This is a genomic window from Chitinophaga sp. 10T418 (genome assembly GCF_056394125.1).
On record NZ_JBFTHG010000012.1, the window covers coordinates 106,115 to 120,298 of the forward strand.

Annotated in this window: 13 protein-coding genes; 4 read left to right on the forward strand and 9 right to left on the reverse strand. The window is 44.1% G+C overall.

Going from position 1 to position 14,184, the window contains the following annotated elements; all coding sequences use genetic code 11:
• Positions 1 to 63: 63 nt before the first annotated feature.
• Positions 64 to 2,496, reverse strand: a complete 2,433-nt coding sequence (locus tag AC1DCV_RS28485; protein WP_477026370.1) for an outer membrane beta-barrel protein — start codon at positions 2,494 to 2,496, stop codon at positions 64 to 66.
• Positions 2,497 to 2,844: 348 nt separating this feature from the next.
• A complete protein-coding gene (locus tag AC1DCV_RS28490; RefSeq protein WP_477026371.1) occupies positions 2,845 to 4,086 on the reverse strand; it encodes an MFS transporter in 1,242 nt (413 codons plus the stop codon).
• A 117-nt stretch (positions 4,087 to 4,203) separates the two neighbouring features.
• Here AC1DCV_RS28490 and AC1DCV_RS28495 point away from each other — a divergent pair, with 117 nt between their 5' ends.
• Complete coding sequence (locus AC1DCV_RS28495; RefSeq protein WP_477026372.1) at positions 4,204 to 5,091, forward strand: LysR substrate-binding domain-containing protein; 888 nt, start codon at positions 4,204 to 4,206, stop codon at positions 5,089 to 5,091.
• A 96-nt stretch (positions 5,092 to 5,187) separates the two neighbouring features.
• Here the strand turns inward: AC1DCV_RS28495 and AC1DCV_RS28500 are convergent, their stop codons facing one another.
• From AC1DCV_RS28500 to AC1DCV_RS28515, 4 genes are all read right to left on the reverse strand, one after another.
• A complete protein-coding gene (locus AC1DCV_RS28500) occupies positions 5,188 to 6,171 on the reverse strand; it encodes a helix-turn-helix domain-containing protein (protein WP_477026373.1) in 984 nt (327 codons plus the stop codon).
• A 24-nt stretch (positions 6,172 to 6,195) separates the two neighbouring features.
• The gene (locus AC1DCV_RS28505; protein ID WP_477026374.1) at positions 6,196 to 7,260 is read right to left on the reverse strand and encodes a FecR family protein; all 1,065 of its coding nucleotides are present in this window, start codon (positions 7,258 to 7,260) and stop codon (positions 6,196 to 6,198) included.
• Positions 7,261 to 7,326: 66 nt separating this feature from the next.
• Positions 7,327 to 7,884: an RNA polymerase sigma factor gene (locus AC1DCV_RS28510; protein ID WP_441576968.1), complete on the reverse strand. Its 558-nt coding sequence runs from the start codon at positions 7,882 to 7,884 to the stop codon at positions 7,327 to 7,329.
• A 680-nt stretch (positions 7,885 to 8,564) separates the two neighbouring features.
• Complete coding sequence (locus AC1DCV_RS28515) at positions 8,565 to 9,896, reverse strand: DEAD/DEAH box helicase (RefSeq protein WP_477026375.1); 1,332 nt, start codon at positions 9,894 to 9,896, stop codon at positions 8,565 to 8,567.
• A 150-nt stretch (positions 9,897 to 10,046) separates the two neighbouring features.
• On the opposite strand from AC1DCV_RS28515, the gene AC1DCV_RS28520 reads away from it, so the two are divergent.
• On the forward strand, positions 10,047 to 10,973 hold the full coding sequence (locus AC1DCV_RS28520; RefSeq protein ID WP_477026376.1) for an NADP-dependent oxidoreductase: 927 nt from the start codon (positions 10,047 to 10,049) through the stop codon (positions 10,971 to 10,973).
• Between the two features lie 26 nt (positions 10,974 to 10,999).
• Here AC1DCV_RS28520 and AC1DCV_RS28525 read toward each other — a convergent pair whose 3' ends face one another.
• Positions 11,000 to 11,383, reverse strand: a complete 384-nt coding sequence (locus AC1DCV_RS28525) for a winged helix-turn-helix transcriptional regulator (RefSeq protein WP_477026377.1) — start codon at positions 11,381 to 11,383, stop codon at positions 11,000 to 11,002.
• A gap of 106 nt (positions 11,384 to 11,489) precedes the next feature.
• Between AC1DCV_RS28525 and AC1DCV_RS28530 the strand changes: the two genes are divergently transcribed.
• Positions 11,490 to 12,197 carry a DsbA family oxidoreductase gene (locus AC1DCV_RS28530; RefSeq protein ID WP_477026378.1) on the forward strand — a complete coding sequence of 236 codons (708 nt, stop codon included), beginning with the start codon at positions 11,490 to 11,492 and terminating at the stop codon, positions 12,195 to 12,197.
• Between the two features lie 81 nt (positions 12,198 to 12,278).
• On the opposite strand, the gene AC1DCV_RS28535 is transcribed toward AC1DCV_RS28530, so the two are convergent.
• Positions 12,279 to 12,743 (reverse strand): hypothetical protein, encoded by a 465-nt coding sequence (locus AC1DCV_RS28535; RefSeq protein ID WP_477026379.1) that lies wholly within the window; start codon positions 12,741 to 12,743, stop codon positions 12,279 to 12,281.
• A gap of 174 nt (positions 12,744 to 12,917) precedes the next feature.
• A complete protein-coding gene (locus AC1DCV_RS28540) occupies positions 12,918 to 13,088 on the reverse strand; it encodes a hypothetical protein (protein ID WP_477026380.1) in 171 nt (56 codons plus the stop codon).
• 117 nt (positions 13,089 to 13,205) lie between these two features.
• On the opposite strand from AC1DCV_RS28540, the gene AC1DCV_RS28545 reads away from it, so the two are divergent.
• Positions 13,206 to 14,177: an ion channel gene (locus AC1DCV_RS28545; protein WP_441576976.1), complete on the forward strand. Its 972-nt coding sequence runs from the start codon at positions 13,206 to 13,208 to the stop codon at positions 14,175 to 14,177.
• Positions 14,178 to 14,184 lie beyond the last annotated feature (7 nt).

The following is a 14,184-nucleotide window of genomic DNA, read 5'->3' on the forward strand; positions in this document are numbered from 1 at the left end:
CCTTTACGACGATGCCTGGGGTTACTTCATATGCCTGTCTATCGTTGGGTTAACGCCGGAATGCTATTGAACTCTATTGGCTTCTTCTCCGTTACTGGTACTTTTTCTTTTTACCGCTTTTATTTTGTTGCTTCCTATCTTTTGGGTTATTGTAATTCTTATAAATCGTGTATCGCTGAATCCAGTCATATCGGATACAGAGAAATCATTTATGCTATAAAAGTGTTTTAATCGTTGCGTGTTAAATATATCTCCTGCATATAAGGAAAGCTGTGTATTCCAGGCGGGTATCTTTCGTAAAAGGCCGATTCCCACCTCTCCGAATCCTGTAATTTCGCTGTTGGCGCTCACTATCTTACTCAGGTAGCTTCCGTTAAATGAAACATCAATTTTACTGTTAAAGACATTGCTGAATTGCTGTGACAGGTTACACATATATAAGAAATTCCTGGTATTGCTTATGACCTGCGGCACATCAACGCTTTGTTTAAAGAGGGAAAAAGAATTGGTTAACGTGATTTTCCATCTGTTTTTCATCAGTGATTTATTGATGATACTTGTCAGGCCCCATTCATCAGAATTGCCATAGTTAAACCTGTCCAATAAAGTGGTGTCGGGTGGAATTACAATAGCTATTTGTTCAAAAAGGTGATTCTCCCTGGTATATCGTGCTATGAAAATATAGTCCTTATGGAGCGTATAAGTGATCTCTGCAATCATGCTGTTGGACGGCCTTAGCTCCGGATTCCCTTTTACCAGGTATTTATCACTGATGATATTTATGAAAGGGTTCAGTTGCGAGTAGGAGGGGCGCCGGATATCACTTCTCACAGCAAACGAGAGTACATTTTTGTCATTGATGGTATAATTGAGGTAGGCTGTGGGGAAGAAATTAAAGTATTGGCGGGAGCTGGTTTGTTTTGATGTTATTTGTGCTGTTTCCAATGATGTTTCTTCTATTCTTCCTCCAGCCTTTACTTCTACATGTTCATTAAATTTCCTGTATAAAGAAACATAGGCAGCTGCTATACTTTCTTTGTACCTGAACTTATTGGATCGGTTTGTATTGATGATCCATTCTCTGGATACATAATTATCTGAGAGGAGGTCGTTATTTGTTTGTGTCCGTGAAAAACGTACGCCGGTCTCCAATTTAATATTACCTGAAAGCGTCTTTGTGTAGTCCGCCTTGACAGCATAGTTACGGATATGCTGCGAAGTCGCGTTACGATATCCGCTATGAACGCTATCAGGATTGCTCTTGTTATATGACAGAAATCGTGCAAGCTGATCGTTCTGATAATTGAAGTAGTCAGCACTGATCATTAGTTCCTGTTTCCTTTTAGTATCAGTAAACTGGTAGTTAAGGTTGAAGGATAAGTAATTAGTATTTCTCCTTTCCGGGTTCTCATTATAATACTGTTCTTCCTTCTGACCACTATCAATGTAATTAATAATATTATATCCACTGTTATCATCATTAGCGTGGGCTGTTCTGTATTCTGCTACTGCACCTATAACGGATTTCGGGCTGAGGATATAATCTGCAGATGTTGAGAAGCCAACATAATTTTCGGGTTTCTTTATGGTCTGGTTATGGATTAGTTCTTTTTGTTTACCGGTATAGGTAATGTCATTGTCGCTATAATAATACCCTTTGCGGGAGCCACTATTTACCGTCAACTGCTGGCCATACTTTTTACTACGATAGTTCAGGGCTATGTTTCCGCTTTGTGAATTATAGGTGGCCTGGTTATCTGTAATGCCAACGGATCCATTCAACCCTTCTGTTTCATTTTTTTTGAGCACAATATTTATGATCCCTCCCGGGTTCCCTGCTTCATATTTACTGGGCGGCATGGTAAACACTTCAATCTGTTGAATGTTGTCGGAGGGTATACTACTCAGGTATTGTTGCAGGTCTTTCCCGCTTAAAACGCTTTTCCGGTTATTTATATATACAGAAACGCCTTGTGTCCCCAGGAGCGATAAGGTACCCGATTCCTGTGCATTCACCATGGGGGTCTGCGTTAAAACACCCCAAATATTGTTTCCCGCAACCAGGCTGGTGTTTTGAACATTAAAAACAAACCGGTCAATCTCCTTTTTAAAAACGGGCCGGCTTGATGTGACGGTTATTTCTTTTAATGTCCTGGTAGGATCCGAAAGATTTACAGTAATGAAAGTATCCCGTTGCATAGGGATTATCAGCTTGCCGGCAAGCTGATAATTTACGCTATTAATTTTCAGTTGATAACGCTGCCGGGCGAGATTATTAAAAGTAAACTTTCCGAGTTTATCAGTGACGGTATTGTACTGCCTGGCACTATCAACAGACACGAGTTGAACAGGTATATCGGACAACAGATGATGCGAACTGTCGGACATTACGCCTTGCAGTGTATGTTGCGCTAATGCTGTGGTACAACAGATAGATAAAAGAAAAAATAAACAGATAGTTCGTACAGTTGTGGTATAACAGGGTCTATTCGTCATATCATCTGTTTTCAAAGGGATATGACTATTGTATGGTATTTAATGTCAGTTTTCCTCTCCTGGTTTAGGATAAGAGTAAGGATATATTCAATCACCTTAAATCGTAGAATGGCTAACAATGAGAAATACATAAAATAGGGTTGGATAATTGGGTCAAGTTCATTCCGTGATGAAATTAATTATTTCCGTTGGAATTATTCATCAAATCTATATCAAGATAATAAATAAGTAGAATTACGTGCCATAAATAATGCGTAGACATACTTATTTATGTATTTTCTATATATAATAATAACATTATCTTTTTAGATAAGCTGGAAGACGTACAAAACGAAGAGGCGGGAACAATCACGCTGCCATTTTCGCACCATTTGGTATCTCATATGGCGTGGTGCGTATTTTTTTACGGTAGTTCACAAAGATTACGGTAGCAATGGCGCCTGCCAAACCAGCTACGAATACGGTTAACCGGGGACCAATAAAGTGAGCCAGCAATCCGGTAAGCAAGCTACCCACCGGGATAATACCCTGGAACGCCATGATATAATAACTGATAGCCCTGGCCCGCATTGATGGGATAGCATGTGTTTGAATGTAGGTATTGATAGACGCCGTTTGTGCCATCATGCCCACGCCGGAAAGCATCATGAATAACAATGCCAGTGGCAACCAGCCGGAAAAGGCCAGCAACAATACACTCAACGAAAATACCAGGCTGGCGGTTATCAGGATCTTCACCAGGTCTTTATTGGGCTTTAGTTTGGCCATGTAGATGGCGGACATAATAGATCCCAGTCCGGCGGCACTTTCAAACCAACTGAATGTTTTAGCATCTCCATTGAAAATATCTTTTGCAAATACCGGCATCAGGGTATTAAAAGGAATGACGAATAAACTGCTGGCACTTAGCATCAGCAGGAGGGAGGCCAGGTCTTTATCTCCCGAAATATAATGAAAACCTTCCTTCAGCTCCGCCCATATACTCCTGTCGGATTTAATGACGGGAGGCAATACAATTTTCATCATCCACAACGAAATCAATACGGGTATATAACTCAGAAAGTTGCTGACAAAACAGATGTCCTCACCAAAAGTACTCAGTATAATCCCTGCCAGCGCCGGACCCGCAATACGCGCAAAGTTTGCCATGGTAGAATTCAGGGCGATGGCATTGGGGAGGTCTTCTCTTTTCTCCACCATCTCTACCATCAGCGACTGACGGCAGGTGACATCGAACGCATTGATCACGCCCTGTACAAGTGAAAGAAAAATGATCCCCGGGATATTGTAGTTACGTAACAGGATCATCAACGCCAAAGCACCCGCCTGCAACATCGAAATGATCTGCGTGATCATGAGTATGCGGTAACGGTTATGACGGTCTATAAAGCTACCCGCATAGGGCGATAGCAGCAGGGAAGGAATAAGACTTACAAAGCTCACTACTCCCAGCAACACGGCCGAATTAGTGAGGCGGTATACGAGCCAGCATACCGCAGTTTTCTGCATCCAGGTACCTATAAGTGAAATTGATTGTCCGTAGAAGAAGAGCCGGAAATTCCGGGAATTTAAAGCACGAAAAACATCCATCTGATTAACATATTTGAGGCAGTAGGCCATTTATAATCTGATGCAAATTTCGGGAAGATCGATATATTTGTTAAATAGATTGTTTTAATGATATTCATTGAAAAAAACGATTGATATATGGAGCTACGCCAACTGATGTATTTTGTTAAGGCCGCCGAAACAGCCCATTTCACGGCCGCTGCAGCAGCGCTGTATATTACGCAGTCGACTTTATCGCAGCAGATCAAGCAACTGGAAAATGAGCTGGGCATGTTGTTGTTCGACCGGATTGGCAAACATGTACACCTCACGGAAGCCGGCGGCGTATTCCTGCTGCATGCCCGGCAAATATTGCTGGACGTAGAGAAAGGGCGACAAGCTATCCAGGACCTGCAAAATATGCTGAGCGGGGATTTACGTATAGGCGTTACGTATGCTTTTACTTCTTTCCTGTTGCCTGCACTGACTACCTTCCCGGTAAAGTATCCTGGTATCAAAATATATATTGAATATGGTACCACGGAGTTGCTGGAAAGTAAACTGCGGGCCTCGGAACTGGACCTGGTACTGGCTTTTCACCAGGAAGCCTTTTATAAAGATCTGGAGACAAAGGAACTGTTTCGCTCCAAGATTGTAGTTGCCGTATCGAAAAAGCACAAGCTGGCAGGAATGAAAAAAATCAACCTGCAAAGTCTGACGGGCATGGACCTGATCTTTGCCTCCCGGGGCTTCAGCGCCCGCGACTCTGTAGATGAAGTGCTGGAGCGGAATAAGATTCAACCGGCTGTTAGAATTGAAATGAATGATGTACACTCTATCTTGTCGCTGGTAGAAAAGGGACATTGGGCCACGTTACTGAACGAGCGGGCATTGCTGGGCTGGAAAAACCTGGTGGGCATTCCTCTCGAGGGCAGGGAGTTACAACGCCGTGCTTATATTATCTGGCAGAAAGAAACCTATCATAAAAAAGCGGCAGATCTGTTTATCCAGGAACTATTAAAAGGATTACCCGTAGAAGGGAAGTAGCTGCAAATATTTTCCGGCAGGCATGACCGGAACAGCAGATGTCAAATGGCACTCAGCAGCGGCATAGTGCCGCCGCCGGGTGACCACAAGTAGGGGTTATTGTGCTTTTCGCAAATCCGCGATGTTACATTTATAATATTGTTCAAATTCCTCCGTCAGTTCTTCCCAACTGTTATGTTTGGTGAAGGTGGAAATATACGTGAGGGTATGATTTGTTTCGGTGATCATTTTAAACGCGAGCGCCATGTTTTCCTGCTGTATCAGTGCATTCACCGGAATATGGTATTCCTGTTCAAAGGGTCTGTCCAGGAACTCAGGTACTACGCCGAATTTGCTGCAGAGATTTTCTACGCTGCCCGCTTCTGCTGGGTGCTGAATAATATAATGGGCAATTTCCCGGAGTTGTTGCTGGTGACTTTCCTTCAGCATAACCGGAGCTATGGGAGCGAGGTAACGCAAATAAGTACTGTAGAAGTCAATGGCACTGCGCCGGAAAAAAAGATCCGCAGCTTTGCCAATCAGCTTACAGTTCAGTATCCGGTTCATCACCTGGTAGTTCACCTCATTCAGCCGGAATGGGAGCCTGTTGGAAGGGTTTAACGCTTCTTTTACGCCTACTTTGTTAATGATGCCAAAGAGGGGAAATTCTTCTTTCAAAGCTGTCAGGTGGTGAATGTTGAGGTTTACGTGGAAGTTCATGATGAACTCTCTTTCCGTAACCACCGTACCATCGTCCGAGGCCGGGTTGAAAGCATCCCCTGCTTTTTTGCTGAGCCGCATTTTCATGGAAACGGGCGTGTTGTTGTCAGCAAAACCGGATACGGTGGCTGGTAGCAGGTATTTGGATGGAGGCACCGTTGTTAGTTCCACCCCTTCTTTCAGATGTATCAGGTGGTAATAGATACTAAGCCCGTCCATTTGCAGTTGCTGGTCTATAATAATGCCGTTATCATCAATATCTGTATAACATTTGGCATAAGGGATCAGCTGGGACTGGAGGTAGCTGGGAATGCACTCGTAGGTGGTGTAGACGCGATCATTCCTGTCAATCAGGAGGTACTTGTTTTCTGGTTGCTTCATGGTTACTTGCCTTTGTGTTGCCTATTATTTGAAATGCAGTGTGCTGTCTGCGGTAAAATAATAATCAGTTCCGGTAGTGGCTTTTATCCCTTCGAGGAGAAAACCGATAGGCGTTTTCTTGTCCAATAAGCCGGTAAAAGGTCTGCTGGCGATTTCAGGATTGTCCAGGGATGCGTGGACGCCGTACCAGCGGAAAATAACGTTACATATTTCATCCATTCGTGTGTCTGAGAAACAATAAAGTCCCTTCTGCCAGCCCAGTTCAACGGTGGCGTTAAACGGTTGTGTATCAATGGTGGCGTTTTCCTTATGGAAGATGGCCTGTTGTCCGGGTTTCATCATAACGGTCTTTTTCCCGGCTTTCATTCTCACTTTACCATCTACCAGGGATACTTTTACCACGCTGCTATCGTAGCTGTTCACATTAAAGGTAGTACCCAATACTTCTACAGTACTATTGGGAAGGTGCACCAGAAAAGGCTTACCTGCCTGTTTGGCTATTTTAAGATAGGCTTCCCCGTTAAGCGTGATTTCCCTGTTGTTGCCTTTAAAGCTAAAAGGGAAGTCCATTCGGGTGGAAGCATTGAGCGTTACTACGGAGCCATCCGGGAGGGCTACTTCATAGCTCTTACCCTGCGGCACGATCAGTGAATTCATACCTGCAGGTAATTCTTCACCGGTATTGAGAAAGAGCGTATTATCCTTGTTAATAATTTGTTTGCCGCCAACGTTGATATTGCCGGTAGATTTTGTAAGATTGATGGTAGGCTGACCGGCTATTTCCAATAGTACATCGGGAATGACCACCGCTGCCTGGGCTTGTTTACGGGGGAAGATAGCGTCCCATTTCCAGGCTGTCAGGGCTACCAGTGCCAGCACGGCCGCTGCTGCCGACCATGTCACGAGTACGCGGCGCAGGGATTTCTTCGGTTTAAAATCGATCACCTCCAGCCAGGGGGCCGGTGGTGGAGGTATGGGGATCATAGAAAGTTGTTCCCATTTCTCCCGTACTGCAGCATCTTCTTCGATTAGATCCTCCAACAATTGATCATCCGCTGCGGAAATTATTCCCGCAAGCTTTTCAGTCATTAGCCTGTATATTTCGTCTGCGCTGTTCATGTACACTATTAACCGTTTATTTAATTGGCCGGGGTATTAAAAAAGGATTTTTTTTAAAGATGCCCGTAAAGTTTTCAGCGCGGTGGCGACTTGTTTTTTCACAGTTTCTTCACTGGTGTCCATGAAAGCCGCAATTTCTTTGCGTGTTTTGTGCTCCTGGTAAGCCAGTCTGAAGGCGATTGATTGGCGCTCCGGCAGCTGGCTGATGGCGGTTTCCAGCTGTTCCTTCAGTTCGTTGTTTTCTAACCTGCTTTGTGGATATGTGTAGGTTTCAGGCAGAATGATGTCTTTTAATCTTTTGCTTCGCGTGGCATCCTTAGCTATTTTATTCAGACAGCGGTTACGGATGCTGACAAATAAGAAATTTTTCAGAGAATTGGTGGTACTTAGGTCTATCCGCGCACTCAGGTCTTTTTGCCAGAAATCAATAAAAAGATCCTGTACCAGCTCCTGGGCCTCCGTTTCGTTTTTCAGTATAGACACAGCAGTTACGTACAGCCACTGACGGTAGGCACTGTAAAAATACTGGAAAGCCGGAAGACTGCCCGTCTTCAGTTGTGCAAGCAATTCAATATCGTTGATAGATGCACTCATGCTGGGATTTAGTTGATAATGGCAAACCCGGTATCTGGTTGCTGATTTTTCAAGGGTGTTATTACGCGGTTATTTAATGGTAACTGTCAGTCAAATTCACATAAAGCACTGAAAATGACCTTCTGAAAGACAGTTTGTTTTTTCGATACACTTACATGCACATGTTTATATTCGATGCAATTGGCGGGACGGATTTTTATTTACCAGCGAAGTTTGTTAATGAATTGTTATTCCATTAACAAATGCTTCTAAAATCCCCCGCCGCTGCTTTGCCGCAAAAAATCAGTTGTCCGAAACCTGGGCATCAAGTCCACCTCTGCTACAGTGCTTTTATAGGTACATAGCGGGCACTAAGCGTCCCGGCATCAAGCCCACCTCTGCAGCAGTGCTTTTATAGGTACATAGCGGGAGCTAAGCATCCCGGCATCAAGTCCACCTCTGCAGCAGTGCTTTTATAGATACATAGCGGGTGCTATGCATGGGATCGACAGCGTCTGCATCATGAAAAGCTAACTATCACGCGCTGGATGCCCTGAGTCGCCCGGCAGAGAGCGCAGGATATATGTAACAGGAGACGTTACACAAATATGCTGAAAGCAAAAAGCCATTGTGTAGTAGCATAAAGCGTAAATTATTCGCTTATATCTCGTACACAATGGCTTTCAGCTTTCAGCCTTCAGCTATTTCTTTTTGGCACCGCGCTTTTTAGGCTTGCCATATTTCAACATCATCTTTTCTTTATGTGTCACCTTCTTGTTGGTCTTCCTGTTTTTGGCCAGCTTTTCGTGGAAAGCCGGGCCTACATCCTCCCGTTTAGGTGCTTTCACCAGTACATTACGCATATGTATCTTCGGTTTTTCATCTTCCGTCAACACATCAGAAATAGTTAAATCCTCTGGTAAAGGTTGTTCAGGAATCACGTAATTCATCAGGCTTTCTATCCGCGACAGATTTTCTGCTTCTGCGTCTTTGGTAAAGAGAATAGAAATACCTTTTTTATCCGCTCTACCGGTTCTGCCTATACGATGTATATAGCTTTCGGGTACTTCCGGCGTGTCAAAGTTAATGACATGGGTTACCTCGGCAATATCAAGTCCACGGGCAATGATATCGGTAGCAATCAGGAAACGGTATTCATTCGCCTGGAATTTGCGAACAGTATTGAAACGATGATTCTGTTCTTTATTGGAGTGAATGATACCTACTTTACCGGGAAATTCTTTCTCCAGCTGCTCATGCAGGTCATCGGCCAACTGCTTGGTTGCCGCGAAGATGAGGGTTTTGGTCATCGTCTGATCTTCCGTAATCAGCAATTCCAGCAGGTTTACTTTCGTATAGAAGTTAGGTACCTTGTACACGATCTGGTCAATGTTCTCCAGGGGAGTACCGGTAGGTGCCGCTTCAATCCGTAGTGGGTTGTAAAAATGTGTTTGAATCATTTTCTCTACATCTTCCGTGATGGTAGCGGAAAACATCAGGTTTTGCCTTTTCGGAGGCAACAGGTCCATAATGTTCCTTAACTGTGTACGGAAGCCCAGGTTCAGCATTTCATCTACTTCATCGATGATGAGGCGCTTTACAGATTTTACTTTCAGTGCACCGCTGAGGATAATATCGTACAGGCGTCCGGGTGTGGCCACCAGTATATCCAGTTTATCCTGCACGGCTTCCATCTGGGGATTCATGTTTACCCCACCATACACACCCAATACTGATACATTCATGTACGTGGTAAGTTTCTTCACCGCTTCCACCACCTGTACTACCAGTTCCCTGGTAGGCACAATAATCAGCACAGAGGGGTATTTCTCTTTCGAAAACTTAAACTGACGAAGGGTTGGTAACAGGTAAGCAAATGTTTTACCGGTACCGGTTTGCGCAATTCCGCACACATCCTGGCCGGACATGATCACAGAAAATGCACGCTGCTGTATAGTCGTAGGTCTTTTATAACCTAATTCATCTAACGCGTTTAATAAGGGAGTATTGAGGTTTAAATCACCAAAAGTCATGATACTGCTATAATATGAGCGGCAAAGATAGCTTTTTTTAGCTTTTGGCTTTTAGCCTTTAGCTTTTAGCTTGCCATATGTCGATCTCCACTACATTTGCTAAAAGCTAAAAACTAAAGGCTAAAAGCTTATTTTAGCATCAAAAAATCTATGAAAAACCTCCACATACCAGCCATTTGTGTACATGCCTATGGAGGCCCGGAGCAGTTGAAGCTGGAAGAGGTGCCGGTACCAGTGCCGGCAAAAGACCAGGTGTTGATCAAGGTGGTAGCCAGTGGGGTAAATCCCATTGACTGGAAATTAAGAGAAGGATTAATGCAGCATCCGCTGCCCTATATACCCGGTGTGGAAGCATCCGGAGTAGTTACTGCTGTTGGGGAAGGTGTATTTGGTAAGAAAATAGGAGATGAAGTGTATGGCGCTGTGGATGGTTCCTATGCTGCCTATGCTATTTCCCCGGCAGAACTGTTGTTTCGTAAACCCACACACCTCTCCTTTGAGGAGGCGGCAGCCATGGGCGGTGCTAAAACGGCCTGGGGCGCATTGTTCGATGTGGCGCGGCTGGTAAAAGGACAACGGATCCTGATCCATGCCGGCGCAGGTGGAGTAGGACATTTCGCTGTACAACTGGCCTATAACGCCGGCGCCTATGTAATCGCAACTGCCAGCGCAGAGAATATAGCTTTTGTGACTGCATTGGGTGCCGACGAAGTGATCGACTATAAAGCCGCGCCTTTTGAAACGCAGGTACACTCCGTAGATATTGTATTTGACACCGTAGGAGGAGATACCACCGAACGCTCCATGGGCGTGCTGAAACCCGGAGGACTGCTACTTTGTATTGTTCAGATGCCAGATCCGGAAAAGGTAACTGCTGCTGGTATCCGCGCCGTATGGGGTGGTACTAAAACACTGGCTGCCATGAAAGAAGTTCATAAAATGGTGGAAAGGGACCTGATCAGACCATATGTGCGCCGCGTGTTCCAGCCATTATCCCAGGCTGCTGCAGCGCAGGAGTTCAGCAAAAATGGCGGCCCTGGAAGAGGAAAAATCGTATTGAAAATTTCGGAAGAATAGAAACATAGCGCGTACCGGCGTACACGCTATTTCCCCAATATCTTTTTTCTGTGTTGGATGCCCCATTTCTGCAAGGCAACGATAACGCTGTCCAGTGTAGCGGCGTAGGGCGTCAGGGTATATTCCACTGATACTGGTTGTGTATCGTATACCGTACGCTTCACCAGCTTATGTGTTTCCAGGTCTTTCAGTTCTTTAGACAATACTTTGGACGTGATTTTAGGAATGCTGCGTTCAATATCCCGGAAACGTTTATGCCCCCTGGACACCGCAATGATAATAGGTAACTTCCACTTACCACTGATCACATCCAGTGCATCCCTGACTGGCATAATCACTTTGTGACAGTCGCTGTGGCTGTTCTCTTCTGCATCTTTACCACAATTGACTGTTAATTCTTCTGTTTTCATCTGCATATTGGTTGGTTACCTCTTGTAAAGCACTTACTTAAAGGAAACTGGTTACTTTTTGATAGCAAATATATTAACTTTGCAGCTGGATCTTAAATAAATTATAATGAAAGTAGAAATATGGTCTGATATCATGTGTCCGTTTTGCTACATAGGCAAACGGCGGTTTGAAGCAGCACTGGAACAATTTCCGGGAAAAGATGACGTCACGGTAGAGTGGAAGAGCTTTCAACTGAATCCTGCGTTGCAATCTCAGCCTGGCAAGGATGTATACGATTATGTGGCGGAAATAAAAGGGCAGTCCCGTGACTGGTCTCTGACGGCACACGAACAAATGACCAGTACCGCTAAGGACGCTGGTCTCACCTATAACTTCGATAAAGCGGTCATCGCTAATTCCTTTGACGCACACCGCCTGATTCAACTGGCGAAAAAGCACCAGCTGGGCGATGCGGCGGAAGAACGACTGTTTTACGCCTACTTCACCGAAGGTAAAGACATGAGCAATCACGAAACCCTGTTGGAACTGGGAGCAGAAATAGGATTGGACAAAGCAGAAATAGCTGCGGTATTGAAATCCGGCGACCTGGCGGCGGCTGTAAATAAGGATGTGAATGAAGCACAGCAGCTGGGCATCAGAGGTGTACCGTTTTTTGTACTGGATCGTAAGTATGGCGTATCCGGCGCACAACCGGTAGATGCATTTACGCAGGCATTGGAGCAGGCATATGGAGAATGGAAGAAAACACAATCTGTAACAGAGCTGGAAACCTTATCAGGACAAGTTTGTACACCAGATGGTGATTGTAAATAAATTTCTTTGAGGAAAAGGTTGGCTAAAAGCCAACCTTTTTTGTTACCCTTAACCAGTCAGATAAACTTCCTTTTACAAGGATCAGGAATTTGTTAATCTTATCTCTACCGTACTGGCGCTGCCGGATATCGGAACAGGCGACAATATTACGGGTACATTGGAACCCATAGACGGATAATAAAACTGCATGGGCGTTTTATAAGCCAGCACCCCATCTACATATGCACTTACATAATAGTGATACCCATAAGGCACATCACTGAAATAGAGGTTTACTGTAATCGATTCATTAGGCGGATTAAAGGCCAGTTTGTAGGGCGATGTATAATATCCCCCGAAGGCATTGACTCCTGTTGCATCATTACCACTTCCGGCAAAAGAAATAGTGTGAAACTGAATAGCGGGACTTCCGCTTCCGGATGGCGGCGTTAGTTGCCCGTTTTTAATCAGCGTACACATGTAGCTCTGGGAGCGGGCGGAGAAGGCAATGGTCATTAGGGCAACCAGTAATGTCAATGAATAAAGGATTTTCTTGGTTAAATGCATAACATGAAATTTAGGGAAGGTTTTAAAATGGGTATACTAAACAGACTGAATTAAGGTTGTAATAAAGTAGGGATATTTTTTAATAAAATATTTCTTTTTTGGTTGAATGGCAAGCATGAAAAAAGGTGAACAGATGCTATCTGCCCACCTTAAATAATCTAGTGTATAGTATGCTTATAATGATTTTAAAATTGTCATAAAGACATGCGCTTGTTCTTTGGTTTTAATAACCCGGCCCAATGAACTCACCCCTCCTGATTTCAAGGTAACTTTAACCTTACGATCCTCACACTGCTTTGCTTTGAGAAGAAGGGCGTCTACTTTTTTTTGGGTTTCTTTGTCCATTATCAAATTTCTTCACAAGAAACTCCTTTTTAATTCCTCATTCGTTAACCAAACTCAAACACACTCAAACAGATTCAATTTTTCTCTCTTACCTTTATGCAATAATTTATCCATCTTATGGCGCTTCTGAAAAGAATAAACCCTTTTTCCAGACAAAATGACGACACCGGATTTGGCGTGAATGCAAATGGTTACGGCGGTCGTTTTATCAATCGTGACGGGAGTTTTAATATACGTCGTGAAGGACGTTCGTTTATGCACCGTTTCAATATTTATCATGCATTGCTGAACGTGCCGGCCTGGCAGTTTGGCGTGGTCATCCTGCTTTTTTATTTTTCTATCAACCTGTTGTATTCCGGTATATACTGGTGGTTAGGGGCAGCACAATTCCAGGGTATTATAGGTCAAACAACCTGGGAAAGATTTAAAGAAATTTACTTCTTCAGCACAGAAACCTTTACCACAGTAGGATATGGCCGGGTAAACCCCGTAGGAGATGGCGTAAACCTGGTAGCGGCAATTGAGGCCATGACGGGTTTCCTCTCATTTGCGGTGGCTACAGGTCTTATCTATGGCCGGTTTTCGAAGCCGCGGGCGCATCTGCTGTTTAGTGATGAAGCACTCATCGCTCCTTACCAGGATAAAACAGCCCTCATGTTCCGCTTTGCTTCCTACAAAGAACATCACACGCTCACCAATGTAGAAGTGCTGGTAACACTGGGTTTGCAGGTACAGGAAAACGGTAATGCGGTGTATAAATTCTATACGCTGCCATTGGAGAGGAGGATGGTAGAAACATTATCAATGAACTGGACAGTGGTGCATCCCATTGATGAAAACAGCCCCCTGCTTGGATTTTCTGCGCAGGACCTGGAAACGGCAGATGTGGAACTATATGTAACCGTAAAAGGATTTAATGATGTATACGCTAATACCGTGATACAGCGTACCTCTTACACCTACCAGGAAATTCTGCATAACCGCAAATTTGTACCGATGTACCGGGAAAGTGAGAACGGGAAAACAACGATACTGGAGTTACATCATCTCAGCAAAACGAAGGCAGTAGAAGTAGCTGTGGAAGCGTAAATAACAA

What these genes read in the sequence shown, in the direction of transcription:
- AC1DCV_RS28485 (WP_477026370.1), bottom strand. Translation starts at nt 2,496, where the DNA reads ATGACGAATAGACCCTGTTATACCACAACTGTACGAACTATCTGTTTA.
- AC1DCV_RS28490 (WP_477026371.1), bottom strand. Translation starts at nt 4,086, where the DNA reads ATGGATGTTTTTCGTGCTTTAAATTCCCGGAATTTCCGGCTCTTCTTC.
- AC1DCV_RS28495 (WP_477026372.1), top strand. Translation starts at nt 4,204, where the DNA reads ATGGAGCTACGCCAACTGATGTATTTTGTTAAGGCCGCCGAAACAGCC.
- AC1DCV_RS28500 (WP_477026373.1), bottom strand. Translation starts at nt 6,171, where the DNA reads ATGAAGCAACCAGAAAACAAGTACCTCCTGATTGACAGGAATGATCGC.
- AC1DCV_RS28505 (WP_477026374.1), bottom strand. Translation starts at nt 7,260, where the DNA reads ATGACTGAAAAGCTTGCGGGAATAATTTCCGCAGCGGATGATCAATTG.
- AC1DCV_RS28510 (WP_441576968.1), bottom strand. Translation starts at nt 7,884, where the DNA reads ATGAGTGCATCTATCAACGATATTGAATTGCTTGCACAACTGAAGACG.
- AC1DCV_RS28515 (WP_477026375.1), bottom strand. Translation starts at nt 9,896, where the DNA reads ATGACTTTTGGTGATTTAAACCTCAATACTCCCTTATTAAACGCGTTA.
- AC1DCV_RS28520 (WP_477026376.1), top strand. Translation starts at nt 10,047, where the DNA reads ATGAAAAACCTCCACATACCAGCCATTTGTGTACATGCCTATGGAGGC.
- AC1DCV_RS28525 (WP_477026377.1), bottom strand. Translation starts at nt 11,383, where the DNA reads ATGAAAACAGAAGAATTAACAGTCAATTGTGGTAAAGATGCAGAAGAG.
- AC1DCV_RS28530 (WP_477026378.1), top strand. Translation starts at nt 11,490, where the DNA reads ATGAAAGTAGAAATATGGTCTGATATCATGTGTCCGTTTTGCTACATA.
- AC1DCV_RS28535 (WP_477026379.1), bottom strand. Translation starts at nt 12,743, where the DNA reads ATGCATTTAACCAAGAAAATCCTTTATTCATTGACATTACTGGTTGCC.
- AC1DCV_RS28540 (WP_477026380.1), bottom strand. Translation starts at nt 13,088, where the DNA reads ATGGACAAAGAAACCCAAAAAAAAGTAGACGCCCTTCTTCTCAAAGCA.
- AC1DCV_RS28545 (WP_441576976.1), top strand. Translation starts at nt 13,206, where the DNA reads ATGGCGCTTCTGAAAAGAATAAACCCTTTTTCCAGACAAAATGACGAC.